This window comes from Pontibacillus sp. ABV4_188 (assembly GCF_056311905.1).
Map to the genome: position 1 here is coordinate 265,934 of NZ_CM149975.1, position 18,865 is coordinate 284,798.

The following is an 18,865-nucleotide window of genomic DNA, read 5'->3' on the forward strand; positions in this document are numbered from 1 at the left end:
AAAAACTGTATTTGTAAGGAAAAATGGTGTGGATATCATTGGGGATAGATACAAAGTTCGACAAAGGTTATGAAAGCGCTAAAAAAAAGAGGGGATATCTTGTGGATATCCCCTCTTTTTAGTCTTCTTCATGAAGTTGTTCCCATTCTTCCATTAAAGATTCGATCTTTGATTGAGATTGTTCATTTGTTTCTGTGAGTTCTAAGGACTTCTCATGATCCTGATAAACCTCTGGTTCACAGAGTAGGGCATCATTTTTTTCGATCACTTCTTCTAATTCTACGATTTCTTGTTCAATTTCTTCAATGCGACGCTTACGCTTTCTGGCTTCACGTTGCTCTGCTTTATTTTGTTCAAATTGATTTTTAGAATCCTTAGCTTCTTTTTGGACAGTAGGGTTTTGCTGTGCTTCGTATTCAGCGATATCCTTCTCTTCTTGCTTCTTCTCTAAATAGTAGTCGTAATCACCGAGATAAAGGTGTGTGTCTGTCCCATCTAACTCCAGGATCTGTGTGGCAATCCGGTTAATAAAGTAGCGGTCGTGGGAAACAAATAAAATAGTACCTGGATAATCCATTAGGGCGGATTCTAGTACTTCTTTGCTATCTAGGTCTAAGTGGTTGGTCGGCTCGTCCAATACAAGGAAATTGGATTTCTCAAGCATTAATTTAGCCAAGGCAACCCTTGCTTTCTCGCCACCACTTAAAGAGTTTACGCTCTTTAAAACGTCATCTCCGGTAAATAGGAAGTTACCCAGTACAGTTCGAACATCTTTCTCATCCATCATCGGATATTCATCCCATAGTTCGTGAAGAACAGTTTTGGAAGAATTTAATTGAGCCTGTTCCTGATCGTAATATCCGATTTGAAGGTTCGTTCCATATTGAATCGTGCCTCCGCTTGGGGAGAGTTTATCAATGATGTTTTTGAGAAGGGTAGTTTTTCCGACGCCATTAGGTCCAACGAGCGCTAAGCGTTCTGTGCGATTTACGTCAAAGGAGACGTTTTCGAATACAGGTTTTTTACTGTCTTCATATTGGAACGAAAGGTCGCGCGCTTTTAGCACGTCGTTTCCACTTCTTCTGGTGATATCAAATGTAAATTTAGCTGACTTTTGATCTCCTTTAGGCTTATCAACCTTTTCCATCTTCTCAAGTTGTTTCTGCTTACTTTGAGCTCGTTTACTTGTAGAAGCGCGAGCCATATTTTTTTGAATGAAGTCTTCCATTCGTTTCATTTCCGATTGCTGTTTCTCAAATTGCTTGAGATCGCGTTCGTAATTGGCGGCTTTTTGATCTAGATACTTGCTGTAGTTACCGTAGAATTTCTCAGAAGAGCGATAAGAGATCTCGTAAACGACATTTACGACTTTATCAAGGAAGTAACGGTCGTGAGAGACGATAACGACAGCTCCTGGGTAGCCTTGGAGATACTGCTCTAACCAGTTAAGTGTATCAATGTCTAAGTGGTTGGTCGGCTCATCAAGTACTAAGATATCTGGTTTAGATAGTAAGAGTTTACCGAGTGCTAGTCTCGTCTTTTGGCCACCACTAAGAGTCGCGATTGGCGTGGTTAAATCAAAGTCTCCGAAGTTTAACCCATTTAGTACCGCTTTAACGTCTGCTTCATAACGATAGCCACCGTCATTCTTGAAGCGAAGCTGTAGTTCATCGTAGTCCTTTAAAAGCTTCTGGTATTGTTCTTCTTTAGCTATAAGGTCAGGGTCGGCCATTTTTTCTTCCATTTGACGGAGTTGTTTCTCCATAGCTTTTAAATGGTCAAAGACGGCGATCATTTCATCCCAGATGCTTTTATCTGATTCGAGTCCAGTGTGCTGCTCTAAATACCCTAATGTAGCCTCTTTTGGCTTGTGGAGCTCGCCTTCCTCATGCGAAAGCTCACCGGCCATAATTTTGAGCAAGGTCGATTTTCCTGCTCCATTACGTCCAACAATGGCAATTCGGTCATTGGTGTGTACTTCTAATTTAATATTCGATAGAATAAGATCAGCGCCGAAGCGTTTTGTAATATTATTCATTTGCATAAGAATCATGGTCGTTCACCTCAATGAGTTAAGTGTATCTTAATAAATACGTGCTAAGCAAGGTTCGTACGTTGAAGTGAACCAACGTTCTTATGAATAGTCTGAGATGTTTGTGAAATGAGAAACATTTCTTTACAATTATGCTGTAAGGACAATCCATCATAAAAGAACAACAAATAGAAACGTAGAATTTCGTTTATAACAGTACGAGGATGATCGTTGTGATCTTCCTGATGTAGTGGTTATAGAAATTGGAAGCGTTAACGGTACCAGGATCATTCCTTTACGAACTTGATCTGGTGTACGGTTACGGTATGAAGTGAGGGGGATTTAAGATGGAGCTAGATCAGGCAAAAATACCACAAGCGACAGCCAAGCGACTGCCCTTATATTATCGTTTTATAAATAACCTGCATAGCCAAGGTAAGCAACGAGTTTCATCGAAAGAATTAAGTGAGGCGGTAAAAGTCGATTCAGCTACAATCCGTAGGGACTTTTCGTACTTTGGGGCTTTAGGTAAAAAAGGGTATGGCTACAACGTGAATTATTTACTTACATTTTTCCGTAAAACCCTTGATCAAGATGAAGTCACGCGCGTTGCTTTAATTGGGGTCGGAAACCTCGGAACAGCTTTCTTACACTATAACTTCACAAAGAACAACAACACGAAGATTGAGATGGCTTTTGATGCGCAGGAAGAGAAGGTCGGTAGTCATATAGGTGGGGTGCCTGTTTACCATATTGATCAATTAGAGGAATACTTATCAGAGGAGATTTCCGTTGCGATCTTAACAGTGCCTGCCAATGAAGCACAAAAAATAGCTGATCGATTAGTAGAGGCTGGAATTCTTGGGGTCTTGAACTTCACCCCAGCTCGAATATCCGTTCCAGAAGGTATACGTGTGCATCACATCGATCTAGCGGTAGAGTTGCAAGCACTGGCATACTTCCTAAAACATTATCCTCTCGATCATGAAGAGAGCACCGAAGAAGAACCAAAAGAGGCTGAATAAGCCTCTTTTTTGTGTGTAGGAATTGGTTTTGGCTAGTGGATTATGTGATATAGTAGAAAACGATTCGAAAAACGAAAGAATTAGAAACGAAAGAAGGGACGCAGCATGAGCAAATTATCGAGTAAGTGGCTTGTCGTTGTATCCGTCTTATTTGGCACATTTACAGTCATCTTAAATAACAGCATGCTAAACCCGACGCTTCCGCGTTTTATGGAAATCTTTGATGCTGATGCTGTAAGTGTAGGCTGGATGCTAACGATTTTTATGGTAGCAATGGGAATGACGATGCCGTTAACAGGCTTTCTCGGAGATCGGTTCGGGAAGAAGAAAGTCTATGTGACGGGACTTGTCATCTTTTTAGTTGGCTCGGTATCGGGCTCTCTTTCACCTACCTTAAGCCTTGTTATTCTCTCAAGGGCCGTGCAGGGAATTGCCGGTGGTTTAATGATGCCAATTGCGATGGCATTAATCTTTAACGCTTTCCCGAAGCACGAGCGTGGCCTTGCCGTCGGCGTATACGGAGTTGCCGCTATGGTCGCCCCCGCAATAGGGCCGACAGTCGGTGGGGTCATCATTCAGTTCTTTGATTGGCCATTCTTGTTCTTATTCAATATTCCATTTGGACTGATTGGGATTATCCTATCTACGAAATATTTAGTCGAAACGGAAAAGAATCCTTCTCTTAAATTCGACACCATTGGCTTTATTCTTGTGACGATTGGTGTCGGAGGAATCTTATTTGCCCTTGGACGTGGGAAGGAACTTGAGACTCTTCTTACAGTCAGCAATATAAGCCTGATTGTAGTTGGTATCTTATCAGTAGTTGCATTTGTATTTGTGGAAAATCGCAAGAAGCAGCCATTACTCAATTTATCTGTCTTTAAAGTTCCGACGTATGCCGTATCTGTTGTTGTCACTGGTGCGGCATCGATTGGTCTATTCTCAGGGATTTTCTTATTGCCGCTCTTGATTCAGAATGTATATGGATTGAATGAGGTTATGACAGGGTTACTCTTCTTACCAGCAGCGGCATTAAGCGGTGTATCGATGTCCATTGGGGGAAGAATTTTGGACAAGAAAGGCCCGAAAGCGGTGATCCCTATTGGATTATTCGTTATGGCTTCTGCCACAACCGCTCTTGGCTTTCTTGAGTTGTCCACTCCTTATTGGGTGATCCTCGCGTTAAACGCAGTACGAGGTGCTGGAATGGGGCTTAGCAATATGCCAGCCACAACAGCCGGTATGAATGCCATATCCGATGAGCTGGTCGCTCAAGGATCCGCGATGAATAACGTTCTTAGACAAATGACGTCATCATTCGGAATTGTTTTCTTCTCGATCTATTATGAAACAAGGCGTGCTGTCATCTCGGCGGGTGAGGCCAATATGACAGAGGCTACGCTTCAGACATTAAATGAAGCCTTTCTCGTATCAGCTGTCGTCATCGTTCTGGCGATTCCGTTTTCCTTTATTATGAAGGGAGCAGGGAGCTCTTCTGAGGAGGAAGAGGGCGCATAGTTTCGGCAGTTCTATAAAAATAAGCGGCTCCCCGTAGTGGGGAAGCCGCTTATTTTTTGTTGCTTTTGTTCATTTTTAGAAACAGCATAAAAAGTCGAATCGCGACGGCGAAATTTACTGTCGCAACGAAAGAGCAAACGAGCGTAATCAAGTTCCAAATTGTCTCTTCTACACTAAGTATGGCGATATACGTAAATAAAATCCCCATAATAAAATAGAGGAATGCCATAAAGAATGGCGAAGTTTTCATAATAGGGTTAACCTCCAAACAGGATTGTCTGTACGTTTTGCTCTAGTTGTTCCACGTCTATTGTCATCTGGGCAATTATGACGAGAGAATTCATAGTTGCGTGTGTGATGATCGGTACGATAATGCGCTTTGTTTTCTCATATAAGTAGGCAAAGACTAAGCCCATCATGGCATATTTCAGTAGGTGCTCTGGTTCCCCGTGTACAATTCCGAAGATACTGCCTGAAACGAGCGCAGATATAAGAAAGTTCGTATATTTACGTAATGTTCCAAATAGAATCTTTCGGAAGATGATTTCCTCTAGGATCGGGGCCACAATGGCAATGATGAGAATGAAGATCGGTGTTGCTTTCGCAAGAGCCGATAAGTTTTGCGTGTTCTCTGAAATGGGGTCAACGCCAAAGACCAGTGACTCAATAACAGTAGCGGCGTACTGACTGAAGAAAGCAAGTAAGATTCCGAGCAGTCCCCACTTGATGTAAGACCCGGTCCCCATATCGTGATCCTGGCGCAGGTCCTTCTGTATATCTGGCTTTAAGAGCCAAGTGATGATAAGAAGGCCGGCAATAAAGGATGAGATCGTCCAAGTAATCAGCCAGGTTTGAGGATTCTCAAGATCCAGTGAAAGGATGAACTGTCCTACTAACCCACCGGATAATTGAACAAGCGTATATGTTAAGATGACATACCAATAGCGTCTTGGCATTTGGCAACGACTCCTTTTGATAATTTATACCTTTATCTTACGTATTGTAACACATTTAAAGAAGTGGAAAGAAACGTTTAAACCGGAAAAGATGAGTCAGAATGTGTTGGGGGAGTGAGCATGTTTTTTTGAGGAAATTTTTATGAAGAAATTAAATGTTTTCGCTTGCAAAATATCGTGAGATTCATTATTATAAGAATTGTGTTAGCACTCAGGAGTTGAGAGTGCTAATAAAATCAAAACAAGCATAGTTTTAAACCATTTGAGGAGGGTGTCTGATTTGTTAAAGCCATTAGGTGATCGTATTGTAATTGAGGTAGTACAACAAGAAGAAAAGACCGCGAGCGGTATTGTTCTTCCTGACTCTGCGAAGGAGAAGCCTCAAGAAGGTAAAGTTGTTGCGGTAGGTTCTGGTCGTTTGGCGGAAAATGGTCAAAAGGTTGCACTTGAGGTAACTACTGACGACCACATCATCTTCTCAAAATTTGCTGGTACTGAAGTGAAGTACGAAGGTAAAGAATACTTAATTTTACGTGAGAATGACATTTTAGCAGTCGTTAACTAATACAATTAATGTTGGACAATTATACAAGCTTACAAGAATCTTTTAGGAGGGTATTTATTCATGGCTAAAGATATTAAGTTTAGTGAAGACGCACGTCGTTCGATGCTTCGCGGTGTAGACCGCCTAGCGGATGCAGTTAAAGTTACACTTGGACCAAAAGGACGTAACGTCGTTCTTGAGAAGAAATTCGGTTCTCCACTTATTACAAATGATGGTGTAACGATCGCGAAAGAAATTGAATTAGAAGATCACTTCGAGAATATGGGCGCGCAGCTTGTATCTGAAGTAGCTTCTAAGACAAACGAAATCGCTGGTGACGGTACAACAACTGCAACGGTTCTAGCACAAGCGATGATCCGTGAAGGTCTTAAGAACGTAGCTTCTGGTGCAAACCCAGTTGGCGTTCGTCGTGGTATCGAGAAAGCGACAGAACTAGCAGTTAAAGAACTTCAGCAAATCTCTAAACCAATTGAAGGTAAAGATTCGATTGCACAGGTTGCAGCGATTTCTTCAGCTGATGAGGAAGTAGGTCAGCTAATCGCTGAAGCTATGGAGCGCGTTGGTAACGACGGTGTTATCACAATTGAAGAATCGAAAGGCTTCAACACTGAGATGGAAGTTGTGGAAGGTATGCAGTTCGACCGCGGATATGCATCTCCTTACATGGTTTCTGACCAAGACAAGATGGAAGCGGTCCTTGAGAATCCTTACATCCTAATCACAGATAAGAAGATCACAAACATCCAGGAAGTTCTTCCTGTCCTTGAGCAAGTGGTACAGCAAAGCCGTCCACTTCTAATGATCTCTGAAGACGTTGAAGGCGAAGCACTTGCAACACTTGTTGTGAACAAACTTCGTGGTACATTCAACGCTGTATCTGTTAAAGCACCTGGATTCGGTGATCGTCGTAAAGCGATGCTTGAAGACATCGCAACCATCACAGGCGGACAGGTGATTACAGAAGATCTAGGTCTAGATCTTAAGAACACTACAATTGACCAATTAGGTCGTGCGAACAAAGTTGTGGTTACGAAAGAGAACACAACGATCGTTGAAGGTGCTGGAAACCCTGAACAAATCTCAGGCCGTGTAAGCCAAATCCGTTCTCAATTAGAAGAATCTACTTCTGAATTCGATAAAGAGAAACTTCAAGAGCGCCTTGCGAAACTAGCTGGCGGTGTAGCAGTCATCAAAGTTGGTGCAGCTACAGAAACAGAGCTTAAAGAGCGTAAACTTCGCATCGAAGACGCCCTAAACTCTACACGCGCAGCGGTAGAAGAAGGCATCGTAGCCGGTGGTGGTACAGCACTTGTGAACATCTACAAGAAAGTAGCTGCACTTGACCTTACTGGTGACGAAGAAACAGGTGCGAAGATCTTACTTCGTGCACTTGAAGAACCCGTACGCCAAATCGCTCACAACGCAGGTCTTGAAGGCTCTGTGATCATCGAGCGTCTTAAAGGCGAAGCCGTTGGAGTTGGTTTCAACGCAGCAACAGGCGAGTGGGTAAACATGGTCGACACAGGTATCGTGGACCCAACAAAAGTAACACGCTCCGCACTACAAAACGCAGCATCTGTAGCGGCTATGTTCCTAACTACAGAAGCGGTTGTAGCCGATCACCCTGAAGAAGATAATTCTGGTGGCGGTATGCCAGATATGGGTGGCATGGGTGGTATGGGCGGCATGATGTAATAACCGCTCAACGCCTTGATAGATAAGGGCTTTGAATGATTTTGCTAACAAAAAGCTAACATTATGATATGAATAGAGACTTCTCATTAGTTATACACATATGAGAAGTCTCTTTTTTTTGTTATCAGATGATATAAAACGTTTGTATGTCGGGCATTTTTTCATGTTGTCATTTAGCAAAATTTTTGGTGAATAGGAAGCGCTAGAACCGTCCCCGCGCTTCTTTAACACCAATCAGCTTGCAGCATATCGTTATGATGATCAAGGAAGAAGGATATACCAAGACATTAATGGAGAAGTTACGCAGTTTGTCTACAATGGAAAGAACAATGAAGTCGTAGCTGAACTTGATGAGAACGATAACCTGCAGAAATATTATACATGGAGTCCGACGGGTCATTTACTCAATATAGAAGTAGATGGACAAACGTATTATCCAATATTTAATGGCCATGGAGATATCACGAAAATTATTGACAGTAATCAAGAGGTAGTGGCAACGTATACTTACGATTCTTTTGGTAATATCATTGATTCTTCAGGCCAGACAGAAATTAGTCCTTATCGTTACGCGGGGTACCGCTATGATGAAGTAACTGGATTATACTATTTAAATGATCGTTACTACCATTCAGAGTTCGGTCAATTCCTAAGTGCAGATCCTCAGGGCGAATTACCGGATTATACGTATGCAAATAACAATCCATTAACCTTCGTCGATCCATCAGGAAACTTTATTTTAGATGTTATCTCTACAGTGGTAGATGCAGTTACGTTTGCGAAAGACCCTTCTGTAGAAAACGGATTAATGTTAGCTTCCAATGCTGTTTCGCTCTTTATCCCTGGGAACATATCCATGGCAGCTAAAGCAGCAAAAGGCTTGAGGAATACATCCAAATCGGCGGATGCCGGTAGGGTAATTGGTAGGATTGATCCATTATCAAGTGGAGGTAAAGACATTTCGGCCTCCACTCCTAAGACGAAGAATCCGGCGAGTAAGAAGAAAGATGTTTCTAGTGGCAGTCCTAGTGTTAAAGGTACTAGTAATGCTGATGTAGAGGTAACTACACCTTCTAATAGATACCCAGAAACAAGTAAGCATATACAAGAAGCACAAAAAGCTGGTCACTTAGACACATTAACCATCGACCGTTCAGGTGCAAAGTCACGAAGAAGAGATAGCTTAAGAGGTCGAGAAAAAGTCCCCGGGAAGGATTTAGATGAATACCCCCCAGCAATGTTTAAAGAGGGCGGTAAGGGTGCAAGTGTGAGACCTGTTAGTCCATCTGATAACAGAGGTGCCGGTGCTTATTTAGGAAATAAGTTAAGAAATTATCCAGATGGAACTAAAGTAAGACTTAAATAATGGAGGATTATATAATGAGTGAGTTTTCTTTTGAGACTGAAATACTTTATAACCAGATTGCATTGTTTCAATATGGAATTATTAACCCCTTTAATGATTGGAGTGAAACTCATGTAAATCAAGGGTTTTCGTGGAGGAGTGGTTCAGTTTCCTTTGGAACGCTTTCTAGTGATAGTGATTGTAAGATTACTGTAAAGCTGACTAATAAAATGGAAATTGATATTGATGAAGATATAATAAGAGCGATAATTGTTCCGTTCAAAGTTGAAAAGGATGGCATAGAGATAGGTTCTGTAATAGAAACAGTAGCAATTGATATACCTGAAGGTACTTATGAAGTCTTGTTTACAGCAAAATATCTAGATGGTACCGAGCACTATACATTTTCATTTATAGAGAGTGAAAATCCCAATGCAAAAGTATTAAAAGCGGACGATGAATTAAAATTACCTGATAGTTTATTAATGGAAGCAAATCCAGCTATATAAAATTTATTGCACGACTAATATTAGTATTAGTTGTTCATTTTAGTACGTGAAGTGACGAATTGAAGTGTCGTAGGGGCGGGTACTCTGATACATCGTTTATGAATTTTTGGAAAAACGATCATTGAAGTTCACTGGCAGTGTAGAGGTCATCGGTTGGAATTGTATTTTGGAGGAAGCACGGGGACGGTTCCTGTGCTTCCTCTAAAGTTCTAACAATATGAGTAATAAAAGAGAGTTCTCAATAGTTGGGCAAGCTATACAGAACCCCTTTTTTCTTTCCTATTCGAATTAGAATGAGGTTTTTAGTTACAAGGTGGAGTTGAAAGTACCACCGGGGACTGGTCCCTTGACACATGATTAGAAGTGCCAGTGAACCCGTCCCCGTGCTACTTTCAATCTAAATTTTGAAAGTAAAAATTCAATATGATTACGTTGTCAATGTGATCTGATAAAATGGGAACGGTTAACCATGACAAGATTATCATCTATTTCATTATTTGTTGTTAATTCACGAGTATTCGGAGGGATTTCTGGTGGAATGACTGGAGCCGCAGCTAGCTGTTTCGATTGATGGGAGTGATTAACTTGAGTGATTTGCTTTTATCAAAAATATTTATTCCTATGTATTTTTTCGTAGCCATGTTGGCAATCATATTGTATCGATATATAGGAAATTCATGGTTAGAATCTATGCTTGTAAGTTCTCCATGTATCATTGTAGGAATTGTTTCTATAAGTCTAAATTTCGGAAGAAAACAAAGATGAGTTTAGGCTACACCCAAAAAGGTACCTGACCCTATTATCATTGGAGTCAGGTAGCTTTTAAACATGAAATATGAGGGGATTTTATTATTTCTATAACTCTAAAGAGCAATATGAGTTTTTAGTGAAGCACCGGGACGGTTCCTGTGCTTCCTCTAAAATTCTAACAATATGTGTGATAAGTGAGAGTTCTCAATAGGTGGATAAACTATTGAGAGCTCTCTTTTTCTTTACAATTAGACATATGTTGAGTTGCAAGTTGGACTTGCTTTTGTAAATAGGAAGCACTCGAACCGTCCCCGCGCTTCTGAATGATAGAAAACCCCGGGGGTAGACTTCCAGTATGAATGAAGGTTAAAATCATAGTTTAACAACCAGAAGAAGAAGGTGTTCATCATTTTACATAATCCAACAGGGAAAGAAAGAATAGGGCTAGCGTTTTTACTAGGAATGCTTGGAGTACTAGGGCCACTTAACATCGATATGTATCTCCCCAGCTTTCCGGGGATTGCGTCCGATTTAGAAACGAGTGCGTCACTCGTGCAGCTCAGCTTAACGACCTGTCTGATCGGACTAGCTGTCGGTCAAATTGTCGTTGGCCCCATCAGTGATTCGCAAGGGAGAAAGAAACCGTTAATCATCTTCCTATCCCTCTTCGCGGTGGCGTCCTTTGCTTGTGCGCTTGCGCCGAATATCTATGTACTCGTCATCGCTCGTTTTATCCAAGGGTTTACGGCTTCTGCTGGTGTCGTCCTTTCCAAGGCGGTCGTACGAGACGTATTTACAGGAAGGGAATTGACGAAGTTCTTCGCCTTACTGATGGTGATCAATGCGACGGCTCCGATGATTGCGCCGATCACAGGTGGGGTGATTTTGCTGTTACCCTTCGCCACATGGGAGACGATCTTCCTCTTCCTAAGTATCGTAGGGTTCGCTATCGTGTTCACCGTAGCAGGCAAATTACCTGAGACGCTTCCGGTAGAGAACAGGATCCCGAGCTCCGTGAAGGAATCGGTTCGGACCATTGGCCGTCTGTTGAAGGACCGATCTTTCATCGGATACGCCTTAACGATCGGGTTTGTCCACGGCGGGAGTTTCGCTTACGTTTCTGGAACGCCATTTGTTTATCAGGGAATCTATGACGTATCTCCTCAGGCGTTCAGTTTCTTGTTCGGAGTGAACGGCCTTGCGATCATTACGGGTAGTTTTCTAGTCGGCCGTCTTGGCGGCATTTTTCACGAGAGAAGCTTGCTGAGAAGTGCTGTACTGATTGCGGTTAGTGCGACGGGGGTTCTATTAGTGATGACGATTCTAGAAGGACCACTGTATTCTATTGTTGTGCCGATCTTCATCTATATGACAGCGATGGGGATGGTGTTGACAAGTACGTTCACTTTAGCGATGGAGCATCAAGGCCACAGAGCAGGGAGTGCCAGTGCTGTGCTCGGCATGCTGCCACTATTGTTTGGCGCGGTTGTTTCGCCACTGGTCGGTCTTGATGAGACGACGGCTGTCCCAATGGGAGCTATTCTATTTACGACGGCATCGATCGGTGCTACGTTTTTCTTCACGTTGACGAAGAAAGACGCAAGAAAAGCATACGCGGGATAAAGCACGGGGACGGTTGCTGTGCTTCCTCTAAAATTCTAACAATATGAGTAATGAAGGAGAGTCCTCAATAGTTGGATAAACTATTAAGGACTCTCTTTTTCTTTACTATTAGACTTATATATTGGATTTTTTAGTTACAAGGTGGAGCCGCTTTGATAAATAGAAAGCACTAGAACCCTGCTCTTGCTTCCTGCGCGCTTCCTGACCAAACAACTATAGATGGACTATATATTGCTAATTTATGTACAATATGAAAAGATATAAATGTTTAATATTGCAACAATGAGGTGAAATAGATTGATTAAAGTCCTTCTTATCGCTCCTTACCAGGGGCTTATTAAAATTGCTGAGAATTATATCGGTGAGCATAATAATCTAAGCATAGATGTGAGTTTTGGAAACCTTGAAGATGGCGTGCAACTCGCAGAACAAGCGGAATTGGACGGGTATGATGTCATCATAAGCCGAGGTGGTACAGCTAATTTAATCGAACAAGCGGTTAATATACCAGTTGTAGACATTAAAGTCAGTGGGTATGATATCCTTCGAATTCTAACTTTACTGAAAGAAACGAGTGGAAAGGTAGCACTAGTAGGTTTTTCAAATATCTCTCGAGGAGCGTCAACAATTTGCGATATTTTAGAGATGGATGTTAAGACCATTACTATTGATAATAGTGAGGAAGTTGTTGATAGGCTGAAACAACTGGAAGTGGAGGGCTATTCGATCGTAATAGGGGATGTGGTAACAGTCCATGAAGCTGAACAATTGGGCCTGCAAGGAATCTTAATCACTTCAGGGAAAGAAGCTGTGCAAGAAGCCTTTGGGGAAGCTGAACGTTTGTATCATCGGATTCAAAAGGCACAGGAACAAGCCATGATCTTTTCTGATTCATTGGAGAAGTTTCCTCACCCATTGGCTATTATGAAGCATGGCGGCCAGTTACTCTTCAAAAATGAAAAATTTAGAGAAGAATGGAATGATACGTTTCTAGAACGCAGGGAACTAGCAACGATGGCTGAAGAAGTCTTAAGGGAAAAGCATAGAAACTGGAAGACAATACAATATAACAATAAGAGATATCTAATTGAAGCGTATCCTACAAGAAATAATGATAGCGTTGTTAGTTTTATTATTTATCAAGATCTTTTATACCAACAGAGTGGAATAGAAGTTCGCGCTGATTTTAATTATAGAGCTTTTAATGGTGAAAGTAAGCAAACCATTCATTTAAAACATAACATTAAGCGTTATGCACATTCACAAAGCCCTATTTGGATTGAAGGAGAAGATGGAACAGGAAGAACGACATATGCTGGCAATCTTCATTTTGAACGATTTAAAAACAGTGCACCCTTGATGTTTATAAACTTATCAACGACCTCTATTAAGCACATACAAACGCTTTTTCAAAGAAATTTAAGCAGTATTCCTAAAGAAGGAACTATTGTATTCAGGCGAGTGGAGGACCTGAGTATTGGAGAACAGGAGGAAGCATTAGCATTATTCAAAGAGTTGTCTGAACACTATCAAATCATTTTAATATCTTCAGCTGGTGTGGAGAAACTCGTTAAAGATGGACGATTAGCTCACTCTCTCTATTATAAATTATCGAGCACTCATATTAATCTTCCGCCGTTAAGAGAGCGGCCGCAAGATATAAAGAGTCTTGTTCATTCGTTTATTGCTCAGAGTCATATTGATTATGGTTCTGAAACAATTGGCATAAAGGAAGAAGCTTTGGACCTTTTAGCAAGTTATGATTGGCCAGGGAATATTGATCAGCTAAAGAAAATCATTTTTAAATTAATGGATACCTCTACCAACTCCTATATAGAGCGGCAGGATGTAGATAACATTTTTAAAGAGGAACCGTCTTCTCCTCATCTTTTGAGTGACTCCATTCAAACGGGAGGAACAATGAAAGAATTAGAGAAACAAATTATTGAAAAGGTTCTCCAAGAAGAAGACAACAATCAATCTAAAGCAGCTAAAAGGTTAGGGATAAATCGAACTACATTATGGCGTAAACTTAATTCTTAAGTTTACGCCTTTTTGTGTTTAAAAATGAAACAAAGTAATGTCTATAAATAAGTGAAAATAAAAAAATGAACATAAATATGTTGCGAAAATAAAATGTAAACGATATCATTAACTTATGAAATCGCTTATATATAAGTTAGTTGTTTAAAAATGAAACAATTATGTTAGTGTGGGGGGAGTAAGGATGCAAATTAAAGCGACTTTAGAAAGAATTCCTGGTGGTATGATGGTCGTTCCGCTAATTTTAGCAGCAATACTGAATACAGTGGCACCTGATCTATTGAGAATTGGTAATTTCACTCAAGCACTTTTCGTAGATGGTGCCGGAACTTTAATTGCTTTGTTCTTATTATGCACCGGTGCTCAAATTAATGTGAGGACAGTGGGTGTCAGTCTGGGGAAAGGCGCTACTCTTTTAACCGTTAAGTGGGTTGTAGGAGCGGTATTTGGGTTGATTGCTTATATGCTTGCTGGAGAAAATGGGTTATGGCTTGGTCTAGCTCCAATTGCTATTATTGCAGCTATGACTAATAGTAATGGTGGACTTTATATAGCTATAGTAGGTCAATATGGTAATAAGACAGATAGGGCAGCGTATTCTCTCCTAGCTCTGAATGATGGACCATTCTTCACGATGGTTGCTCTCTCTATTTTCGGTGCAATGGGGTTTGTTGATGGCTTGTTCTCGCTAACTTCTTTCATAGCTGTTTTACTTCCTATCGTAGTTGGGATGGTTCTTGGTAACCTTGATGAAGATATGCGGGAGTTTTTAGATAAGGGAAGTTCTATGCTGATTCCATTCTTTGCATTTGCGCTAGGAATGGGGATTGACTTCTCGAAGATTATCGAAGGTGGGTTACAAGGAATCCTTCTAGGTGTGGCGACAACATTCATTACCGGCACCGCAGGCTATTTTGTTTTCAAAGCATTTAATTGGAATCCAATAGCTGGGGCAGCTGAAGGGTCAACTGCAGGGAACGCAGTAGCGACACCTGCTGCGATTGCTGCTGCAAATGCAGGGTTTGCCAGCATGGTAGATGTTGCTACCGTACAAGTGGCAGCATCCACAGTTACAACTGCCATTCTTCTGCCGATATTTATTGGATTTTTGGTAAAACGCTTAGAAAGAAAAGGGGTAAAATTACCCGACGATTATCAAACATCGGAAAGTCAAATTACAACTTAGGTAGTATGAGAAATGGGGATATTTAAGATGAAGTTTCGTTTTGGGATGATTGCAGATGACCTAACGGGTGCGAATGATAGTGGGATTCAACTGAAAGAGAAAGGGCTTAACACATCTGTTTACTTTGAAATCCCAGAAGAGCACCATTCAATAGATGAAGCGATTGTAATTGATACAAATTCACGTTCTTTAGCTCAGGAAGATGCATACGACGTAACCAAAAGGGCTGCAACATTTCTTGCTGGAAAAGGGTATCAGCATATTTATAAGAAGATGGATTCGACTTTAAGAGGATATGTTGGCAGTGAATTAAAAGCTATGGATGAAGTGTTTAATCCGGATTTTGTTATCGTAGCTCCTGCTTTCCCTGCATACGGAAGGGTGACTCATAAAGGGATACATTATATGAAGGGGAATCCGATCAATGAGACGGAACTAGCAAATGATCCAATACACCCAATCACTGAAGCTCACATCCCAACAATCCTCGAAAAAGAAACAGATCAAAAAGTAACAGTGATTGATGAGGTATTATTGAGCCAAAATGAGGATGACTGGTTAGAGACATTGAATGGATTTATAAAGGCCGATATAAAATATCTTGTTTGTGATGCTTCCACAGAAGAAGAACTTAAGGAAATGGCTAAGAAGATTTATGAGTCAGGCTACCAGGTGATCTGGAGCGGATCAGCTGGCCTGGCGGAGGTATTGCCTTCTGTTCTAGGTGTGGAAGGGTCCTCCTCTTATGACGAAGCAAAAAACATGAACAAAGGTCCGGTATTGGGTGTTTGCGGAAGTTTATCCCAAACAACCCAGGAGCAAGTAAATTATGCTATTCATCAGGAAGGGGTCCAATCGATTAAGATAGATACAGAAAGAATATTTTGTGATGACTGGGAAGATTATGCTCATTTCTATATCGATAAAGCTATCGGTCATCTAAATGATGGTATGGATGTCATTCTTTATGTTCCTTCTGATAATCGTGTTCGCATGCAAGTGAAAAATCGAGCTTCAGAGCTAGGACTTAATTCATTCCAGATAGGAGAAAGAATCTCCAAAACACTGAGCCGACTAACCAAAGAAGTGTTAAATCTTACCTCTGTTTCTTCCCTTGTGCTTACAGGTGGAGATACCGCTAAAGATGTAGCCAAAAAATTAGGGGCAACAGGTATCAGGTTACGGTATGAGTTAGAAGCCGGAGTCCCTGTAGGAGAATTAATAGGAGATCTTCCATCTGTTACTGTTATTACGAAGGCGGGTGCGTTTGGCGAAGTCTCTACTATATATCATGGAATGCAGAGTTTGAAAGGAGTTGTAAAGAATGAGCAATAAACCTATTATAGGCATAACGATGGGAGATGCCGCTGGTGTGGGCCCTGAAATTATTGTCAAAAGCTTAGAGAATACAGAGTTAAAAGAACAGTCGATTCCGGTAGTAATTGGCGACTTGAAAATTCTCAACCGAGCAGCTGAACTGTTAAATTCCTCTATATCTTTTCAAAAAGTGACTAAAGACGAAGAGTTTATTGAATTAGAAGACCAGAATACAGTTTACTGCGTTGATCTTGATCTCTTGCCTCATGACTTATCGTACGGGGAAGTTTCAAGTCGTGCGGGGCATGGATCCTTTGAATTTTTACGAACGGCGATTGAACTAGCAAATAATAAGAAAATTGATGCCATTTGTACAGCTCCTCTTAATAAAGAAGCCTTACACAAGGGTGGCCACATCTACCCGGGACACACGGAAATACTTGCAGAGCTTACAAACACTACCGATTTTTCTATGATGTTGTCTTCTCCTAAATTGAAAGTCATTCATGTTACAACACACCTTGGGTTAAGAGACGCCATTGATCGTATAGAACCAGGGCGGGTATATAGAGTGATTAAAATGGCCCATGAAACGCTTAGTAATTCGGGAATCGATAATCCTAAAATCGCAGTATGTGGTATTAATCCTCACGCTGGCGAAAATGGGTTATTTGGTTATGGAGAAGAAGAAGAAAAAGTGATTCCAGGAGTAGAATTAGCTCAAAGTGAAGGAATGAATGTGCAAGGTCCTCTTCCTGCAGACACCTTGTTCTTCCGTGCGGTACGCGGGGATTTCGATATTGTTGTAGCCATGTACCATGACCAAGGGCACGGTCCGATTAAAGTGCTCGGATTAGAGGCGGGCGTTAATATTACAGTTGGACTACCAATAATTAGAACGAGTGTTGATCATGGCACGGCGTTTGATATTGCTGGTAAAGGAATAGCTGATGAAAAGAGTATGTTAGAAGCATTGAGGCAAGCAATTGAACTTGCCCCAGTAAAATACTGAAACAATTCATAAGGAAGTGCGGAGGCTGTTCCTGCTTTTCTTCTAAATCTCTAAATGATATGAGTACTAGAAGAGGGTTCACAAAGTTGGGTAAACTTTTGTGAACCCTCTTTTACGTTGGAGGAAGCACGGGGGTCGATTCCTTTGCTTCCTCTAAAATTCTAACAATATGAGTAATAAAAGAGAGTTTTCAATAGTCTATCCAACTATTGAAAATTCTCTTTTTCTTTACTATTAGACTTATATATTGGATTTTTAGTTACAAGGTGGAGTCGCTTTTGTAAATCGGAAGCATCCGAACCGTCCCTGCGCTTCATAAGGACCACTGTATTCCATTGTCGTGCCGATCTTCATCTATATGACAGCGATGGGGATGGTGTTGACCAGTACGTTCACTTTAGCAATGGAGCATCAAGGTCACCGAGCAGGGAGTGCCAGTGCTGTGCTCGGCATGCTGCCACTATTGTTTGGCGCGGTTGTTTCGCCACTGGTCGGTCTTGATGAGACGACGGCTGTCCCAATGGGAGCTATTCTATTCACGACGGCATCGATCGGTGCTACGTTTTTCTTTACATTGACGAAGAAAGACGCGAGAAAAGCATACGCGGGATAATAGGAAGGCTCTGCCGTCCGGTTGGATGGAGCGGGGCTTTTATAATGGATGGAAGCACGGAGACGATTCCCATGCTTCCTTTTTTCTTGCCTTATTCAAATATATGAGTGATAGTATTAGCTTCTCAATATTTGAATAAATGTTTGGGAATTCTCTCTACGGCTCTTCTTGGGTATGAATATAGCAACCTTTTCGTATGTGGCATCCTTTTCATATAGTCATGAAGCGTGAGCGTTTGTAAATAGGAAGCGCTAGAACCGTCCCCGTGCTTCCCCTGCGCTTCCGAGATTACTTCACCAAAGAGGCTCTTGCTCCGTAGATAATTCAAGTGTATGAGGGTACATTGCGATAACAATTAACTGTGGTATAAGGAAAATAGTGAGAGATAGCAAGACCGACAAATTCAGTAAGATAACAACGGGTAATAGTAATATAGGGATCATGCTATAAAGGGAAGTCTTCCACATACTAGATTGAGTTTGGTACTGCTTCTCACCACAGAATTTACAAGTAACCCCTCTTTGAAATTGGAATCCCATCTTCAGGGATGTGCTCCATGACCATTCATTTCCGCAATTATTACATATCGGCATATACTTGTACTCCTTATCGAAATTTTCTTTCTCACTATACATACGATTGAATATGGAATAAGTTTCAAGTTCTTGTTCCTTAA

Annotated in this window: 15 protein-coding genes and 2 pseudogenes; 13 read left to right on the plus strand and 4 right to left on the minus strand. The window is 41.2% G+C overall.

The window, feature by feature from the left end; all coding sequences use genetic code 11:
* Positions 1–118 precede the first annotated feature (118 nt).
* Entirely contained in the window at positions 119–2,053 is a 1,935-nt protein-coding gene (locus ACYX4O_RS01560; protein WP_476353971.1) for an ABC transporter ATP-binding protein, read from the minus strand.
* 326 nt (positions 2,054–2,379) lie between these two features.
* Between ACYX4O_RS01560 and ACYX4O_RS01565 the strand changes: the two genes are divergently transcribed.
* Both ACYX4O_RS01565 and ACYX4O_RS01570 read left to right on the plus strand, forming a co-directional pair.
* The gene (locus ACYX4O_RS01565; protein WP_476353973.1) at positions 2,380–3,057 is read left to right on the plus strand and encodes a redox-sensing transcriptional repressor Rex; all 678 of its coding nucleotides are present in this window, start codon (positions 2,380–2,382) and stop codon (positions 3,055–3,057) included.
* Between the two features lie 105 nt (positions 3,058–3,162).
* On the plus strand, positions 3,163–4,575 hold the full coding sequence (locus ACYX4O_RS01570; RefSeq protein ID WP_476353974.1) for an MDR family MFS transporter: 1,413 nt from the start codon (positions 3,163–3,165) through the stop codon (positions 4,573–4,575).
* 49 nt (positions 4,576–4,624) lie between these two features.
* On the opposite strand, the gene ACYX4O_RS01575 is transcribed toward ACYX4O_RS01570, so the two are convergent.
* A complete protein-coding gene (locus ACYX4O_RS01575; protein WP_198135881.1) occupies positions 4,625–4,825 on the minus strand; it encodes a YdiK family protein in 201 nt (66 codons plus the stop codon).
* 7 nt (positions 4,826–4,832) lie between these two features.
* Positions 4,833–5,531: a lysostaphin resistance A-like protein gene (locus ACYX4O_RS01580; protein ID WP_476353976.1), complete on the minus strand. Its 699-nt coding sequence runs from the start codon at positions 5,529–5,531 to the stop codon at positions 4,833–4,835.
* 280 nt (positions 5,532–5,811) lie between these two features.
* On the opposite strand from ACYX4O_RS01580, the gene groES reads away from it, so the two are divergent.
* The 11 genes and pseudogenes from groES to ACYX4O_RS01635 all read left to right on the plus strand — a co-directional run.
* On the plus strand, positions 5,812–6,096 hold the full coding sequence (gene groES / locus ACYX4O_RS01585) for a co-chaperone GroES (protein ID WP_188655510.1): 285 nt from the start codon (positions 5,812–5,814) through the stop codon (positions 6,094–6,096).
* A 60-nt stretch (positions 6,097–6,156) separates the two neighbouring features.
* Entirely contained in the window at positions 6,157–7,791 is a 1,635-nt protein-coding gene (gene groL / locus ACYX4O_RS01590; RefSeq protein ID WP_476353978.1) for a chaperonin GroEL, read from the plus strand.
* A gap of 253 nt (positions 7,792–8,044) precedes the next feature.
* A pseudogene (locus ACYX4O_RS01595) lies at positions 8,045–8,509 on the plus strand (RHS repeat-associated core domain-containing protein); the annotation flags it as partial.
* Between the two features lie 138 nt (positions 8,510–8,647).
* Positions 8,648–9,157: a NucA/NucB deoxyribonuclease domain-containing protein gene (locus ACYX4O_RS01600; RefSeq protein ID WP_476356975.1), complete on the plus strand. Its 510-nt coding sequence runs from the start codon at positions 8,648–8,650 to the stop codon at positions 9,155–9,157.
* A 14-nt stretch (positions 9,158–9,171) separates the two neighbouring features.
* On the plus strand, positions 9,172–9,645 hold the full coding sequence (comJ, locus tag ACYX4O_RS01605) for a competence protein ComJ (RefSeq protein WP_207528926.1): 474 nt from the start codon (positions 9,172–9,174) through the stop codon (positions 9,643–9,645).
* Positions 9,646–10,803: 1,158 nt separating this feature from the next.
* Positions 10,804–12,018, plus strand: a complete 1,215-nt coding sequence (locus ACYX4O_RS01610) for a Bcr/CflA family efflux MFS transporter (protein WP_476356977.1) — start codon at positions 10,804–10,806, stop codon at positions 12,016–12,018.
* Positions 12,019–12,315: 297 nt separating this feature from the next.
* Positions 12,316–14,061: a PrpR N-terminal domain-containing protein gene (locus ACYX4O_RS01615; protein WP_476353981.1), complete on the plus strand. Its 1,746-nt coding sequence runs from the start codon at positions 12,316–12,318 to the stop codon at positions 14,059–14,061.
* A gap of 184 nt (positions 14,062–14,245) precedes the next feature.
* Positions 14,246–15,247: a 2-keto-3-deoxygluconate permease gene (locus ACYX4O_RS01620; protein WP_476353983.1), complete on the plus strand. Its 1,002-nt coding sequence runs from the start codon at positions 14,246–14,248 to the stop codon at positions 15,245–15,247.
* 27 nt (positions 15,248–15,274) lie between these two features.
* Positions 15,275–16,582 (plus strand): four-carbon acid sugar kinase family protein, encoded by a 1,308-nt coding sequence (locus tag ACYX4O_RS01625; RefSeq protein WP_476353984.1) that lies wholly within the window; start codon positions 15,275–15,277, stop codon positions 16,580–16,582.
* Positions 16,572–17,576, plus strand: a complete 1,005-nt coding sequence (pdxA, locus tag ACYX4O_RS01630) for a 4-hydroxythreonine-4-phosphate dehydrogenase PdxA (protein ID WP_476353986.1) — start codon at positions 16,572–16,574, stop codon at positions 17,574–17,576. Before ACYX4O_RS01625 ends, pdxA begins: the two co-directional genes overlap by 11 nt.
* A 319-nt stretch (positions 17,577–17,895) precedes the next feature.
* Positions 17,896–18,189 (plus strand): annotated as a pseudogene (locus ACYX4O_RS01635) (MFS transporter); the annotation flags it as partial.
* Positions 18,190–18,482: 293 nt separating this feature from the next.
* Here ACYX4O_RS01635 and ACYX4O_RS01640 read toward each other — a convergent pair.
* Positions 18,483–18,782 carry a TIGR04104 family putative zinc finger protein gene (locus ACYX4O_RS01640; protein WP_476353988.1) on the minus strand — a complete coding sequence of 100 codons (300 nt, stop codon included), beginning with the start codon at positions 18,780–18,782 and terminating at the stop codon, positions 18,483–18,485.
* Positions 18,783–18,865: the final 83 nt, after the last annotated feature.

What these genes read in the sequence shown, in the direction of transcription:
- ACYX4O_RS01560 (WP_476353971.1), bottom strand. Translation starts at nt 2,053, where the DNA reads ATGATTCTTATGCAAATGAATAATATTACAAAACGCTTCGGCGCTGAT.
- ACYX4O_RS01565 (WP_476353973.1), top strand. Translation starts at nt 2,380, where the DNA reads ATGGAGCTAGATCAGGCAAAAATACCACAAGCGACAGCCAAGCGACTG.
- ACYX4O_RS01570 (WP_476353974.1), top strand. Translation starts at nt 3,163, where the DNA reads ATGAGCAAATTATCGAGTAAGTGGCTTGTCGTTGTATCCGTCTTATTT.
- ACYX4O_RS01575 (WP_198135881.1), bottom strand. Translation starts at nt 4,825, where the DNA reads ATGAAAACTTCGCCATTCTTTATGGCATTCCTCTATTTTATTATGGGG.
- ACYX4O_RS01580 (WP_476353976.1), bottom strand. Translation starts at nt 5,531, where the DNA reads ATGCCAAGACGCTATTGGTATGTCATCTTAACATATACGCTTGTTCAA.
- groL (WP_476353978.1), top strand. Translation starts at nt 6,157, where the DNA reads ATGGCTAAAGATATTAAGTTTAGTGAAGACGCACGTCGTTCGATGCTT.
- ACYX4O_RS01600 (WP_476356975.1), top strand. Translation starts at nt 8,648, where the DNA reads ATGGCAGCTAAAGCAGCAAAAGGCTTGAGGAATACATCCAAATCGGCG.
- comJ (WP_207528926.1), top strand. Translation starts at nt 9,172, where the DNA reads ATGAGTGAGTTTTCTTTTGAGACTGAAATACTTTATAACCAGATTGCA.
- ACYX4O_RS01620 (WP_476353983.1), top strand. Translation starts at nt 14,246, where the DNA reads ATGCAAATTAAAGCGACTTTAGAAAGAATTCCTGGTGGTATGATGGTC.
- ACYX4O_RS01625 (WP_476353984.1), top strand. Translation starts at nt 15,275, where the DNA reads ATGAAGTTTCGTTTTGGGATGATTGCAGATGACCTAACGGGTGCGAAT.
- pdxA (WP_476353986.1), top strand. Translation starts at nt 16,572, where the DNA reads ATGAGCAATAAACCTATTATAGGCATAACGATGGGAGATGCCGCTGGT.
- ACYX4O_RS01640 (WP_476353988.1), bottom strand. Translation starts at nt 18,782, where the DNA reads ATGCCGATATGTAATAATTGCGGAAATGAATGGTCATGGAGCACATCC.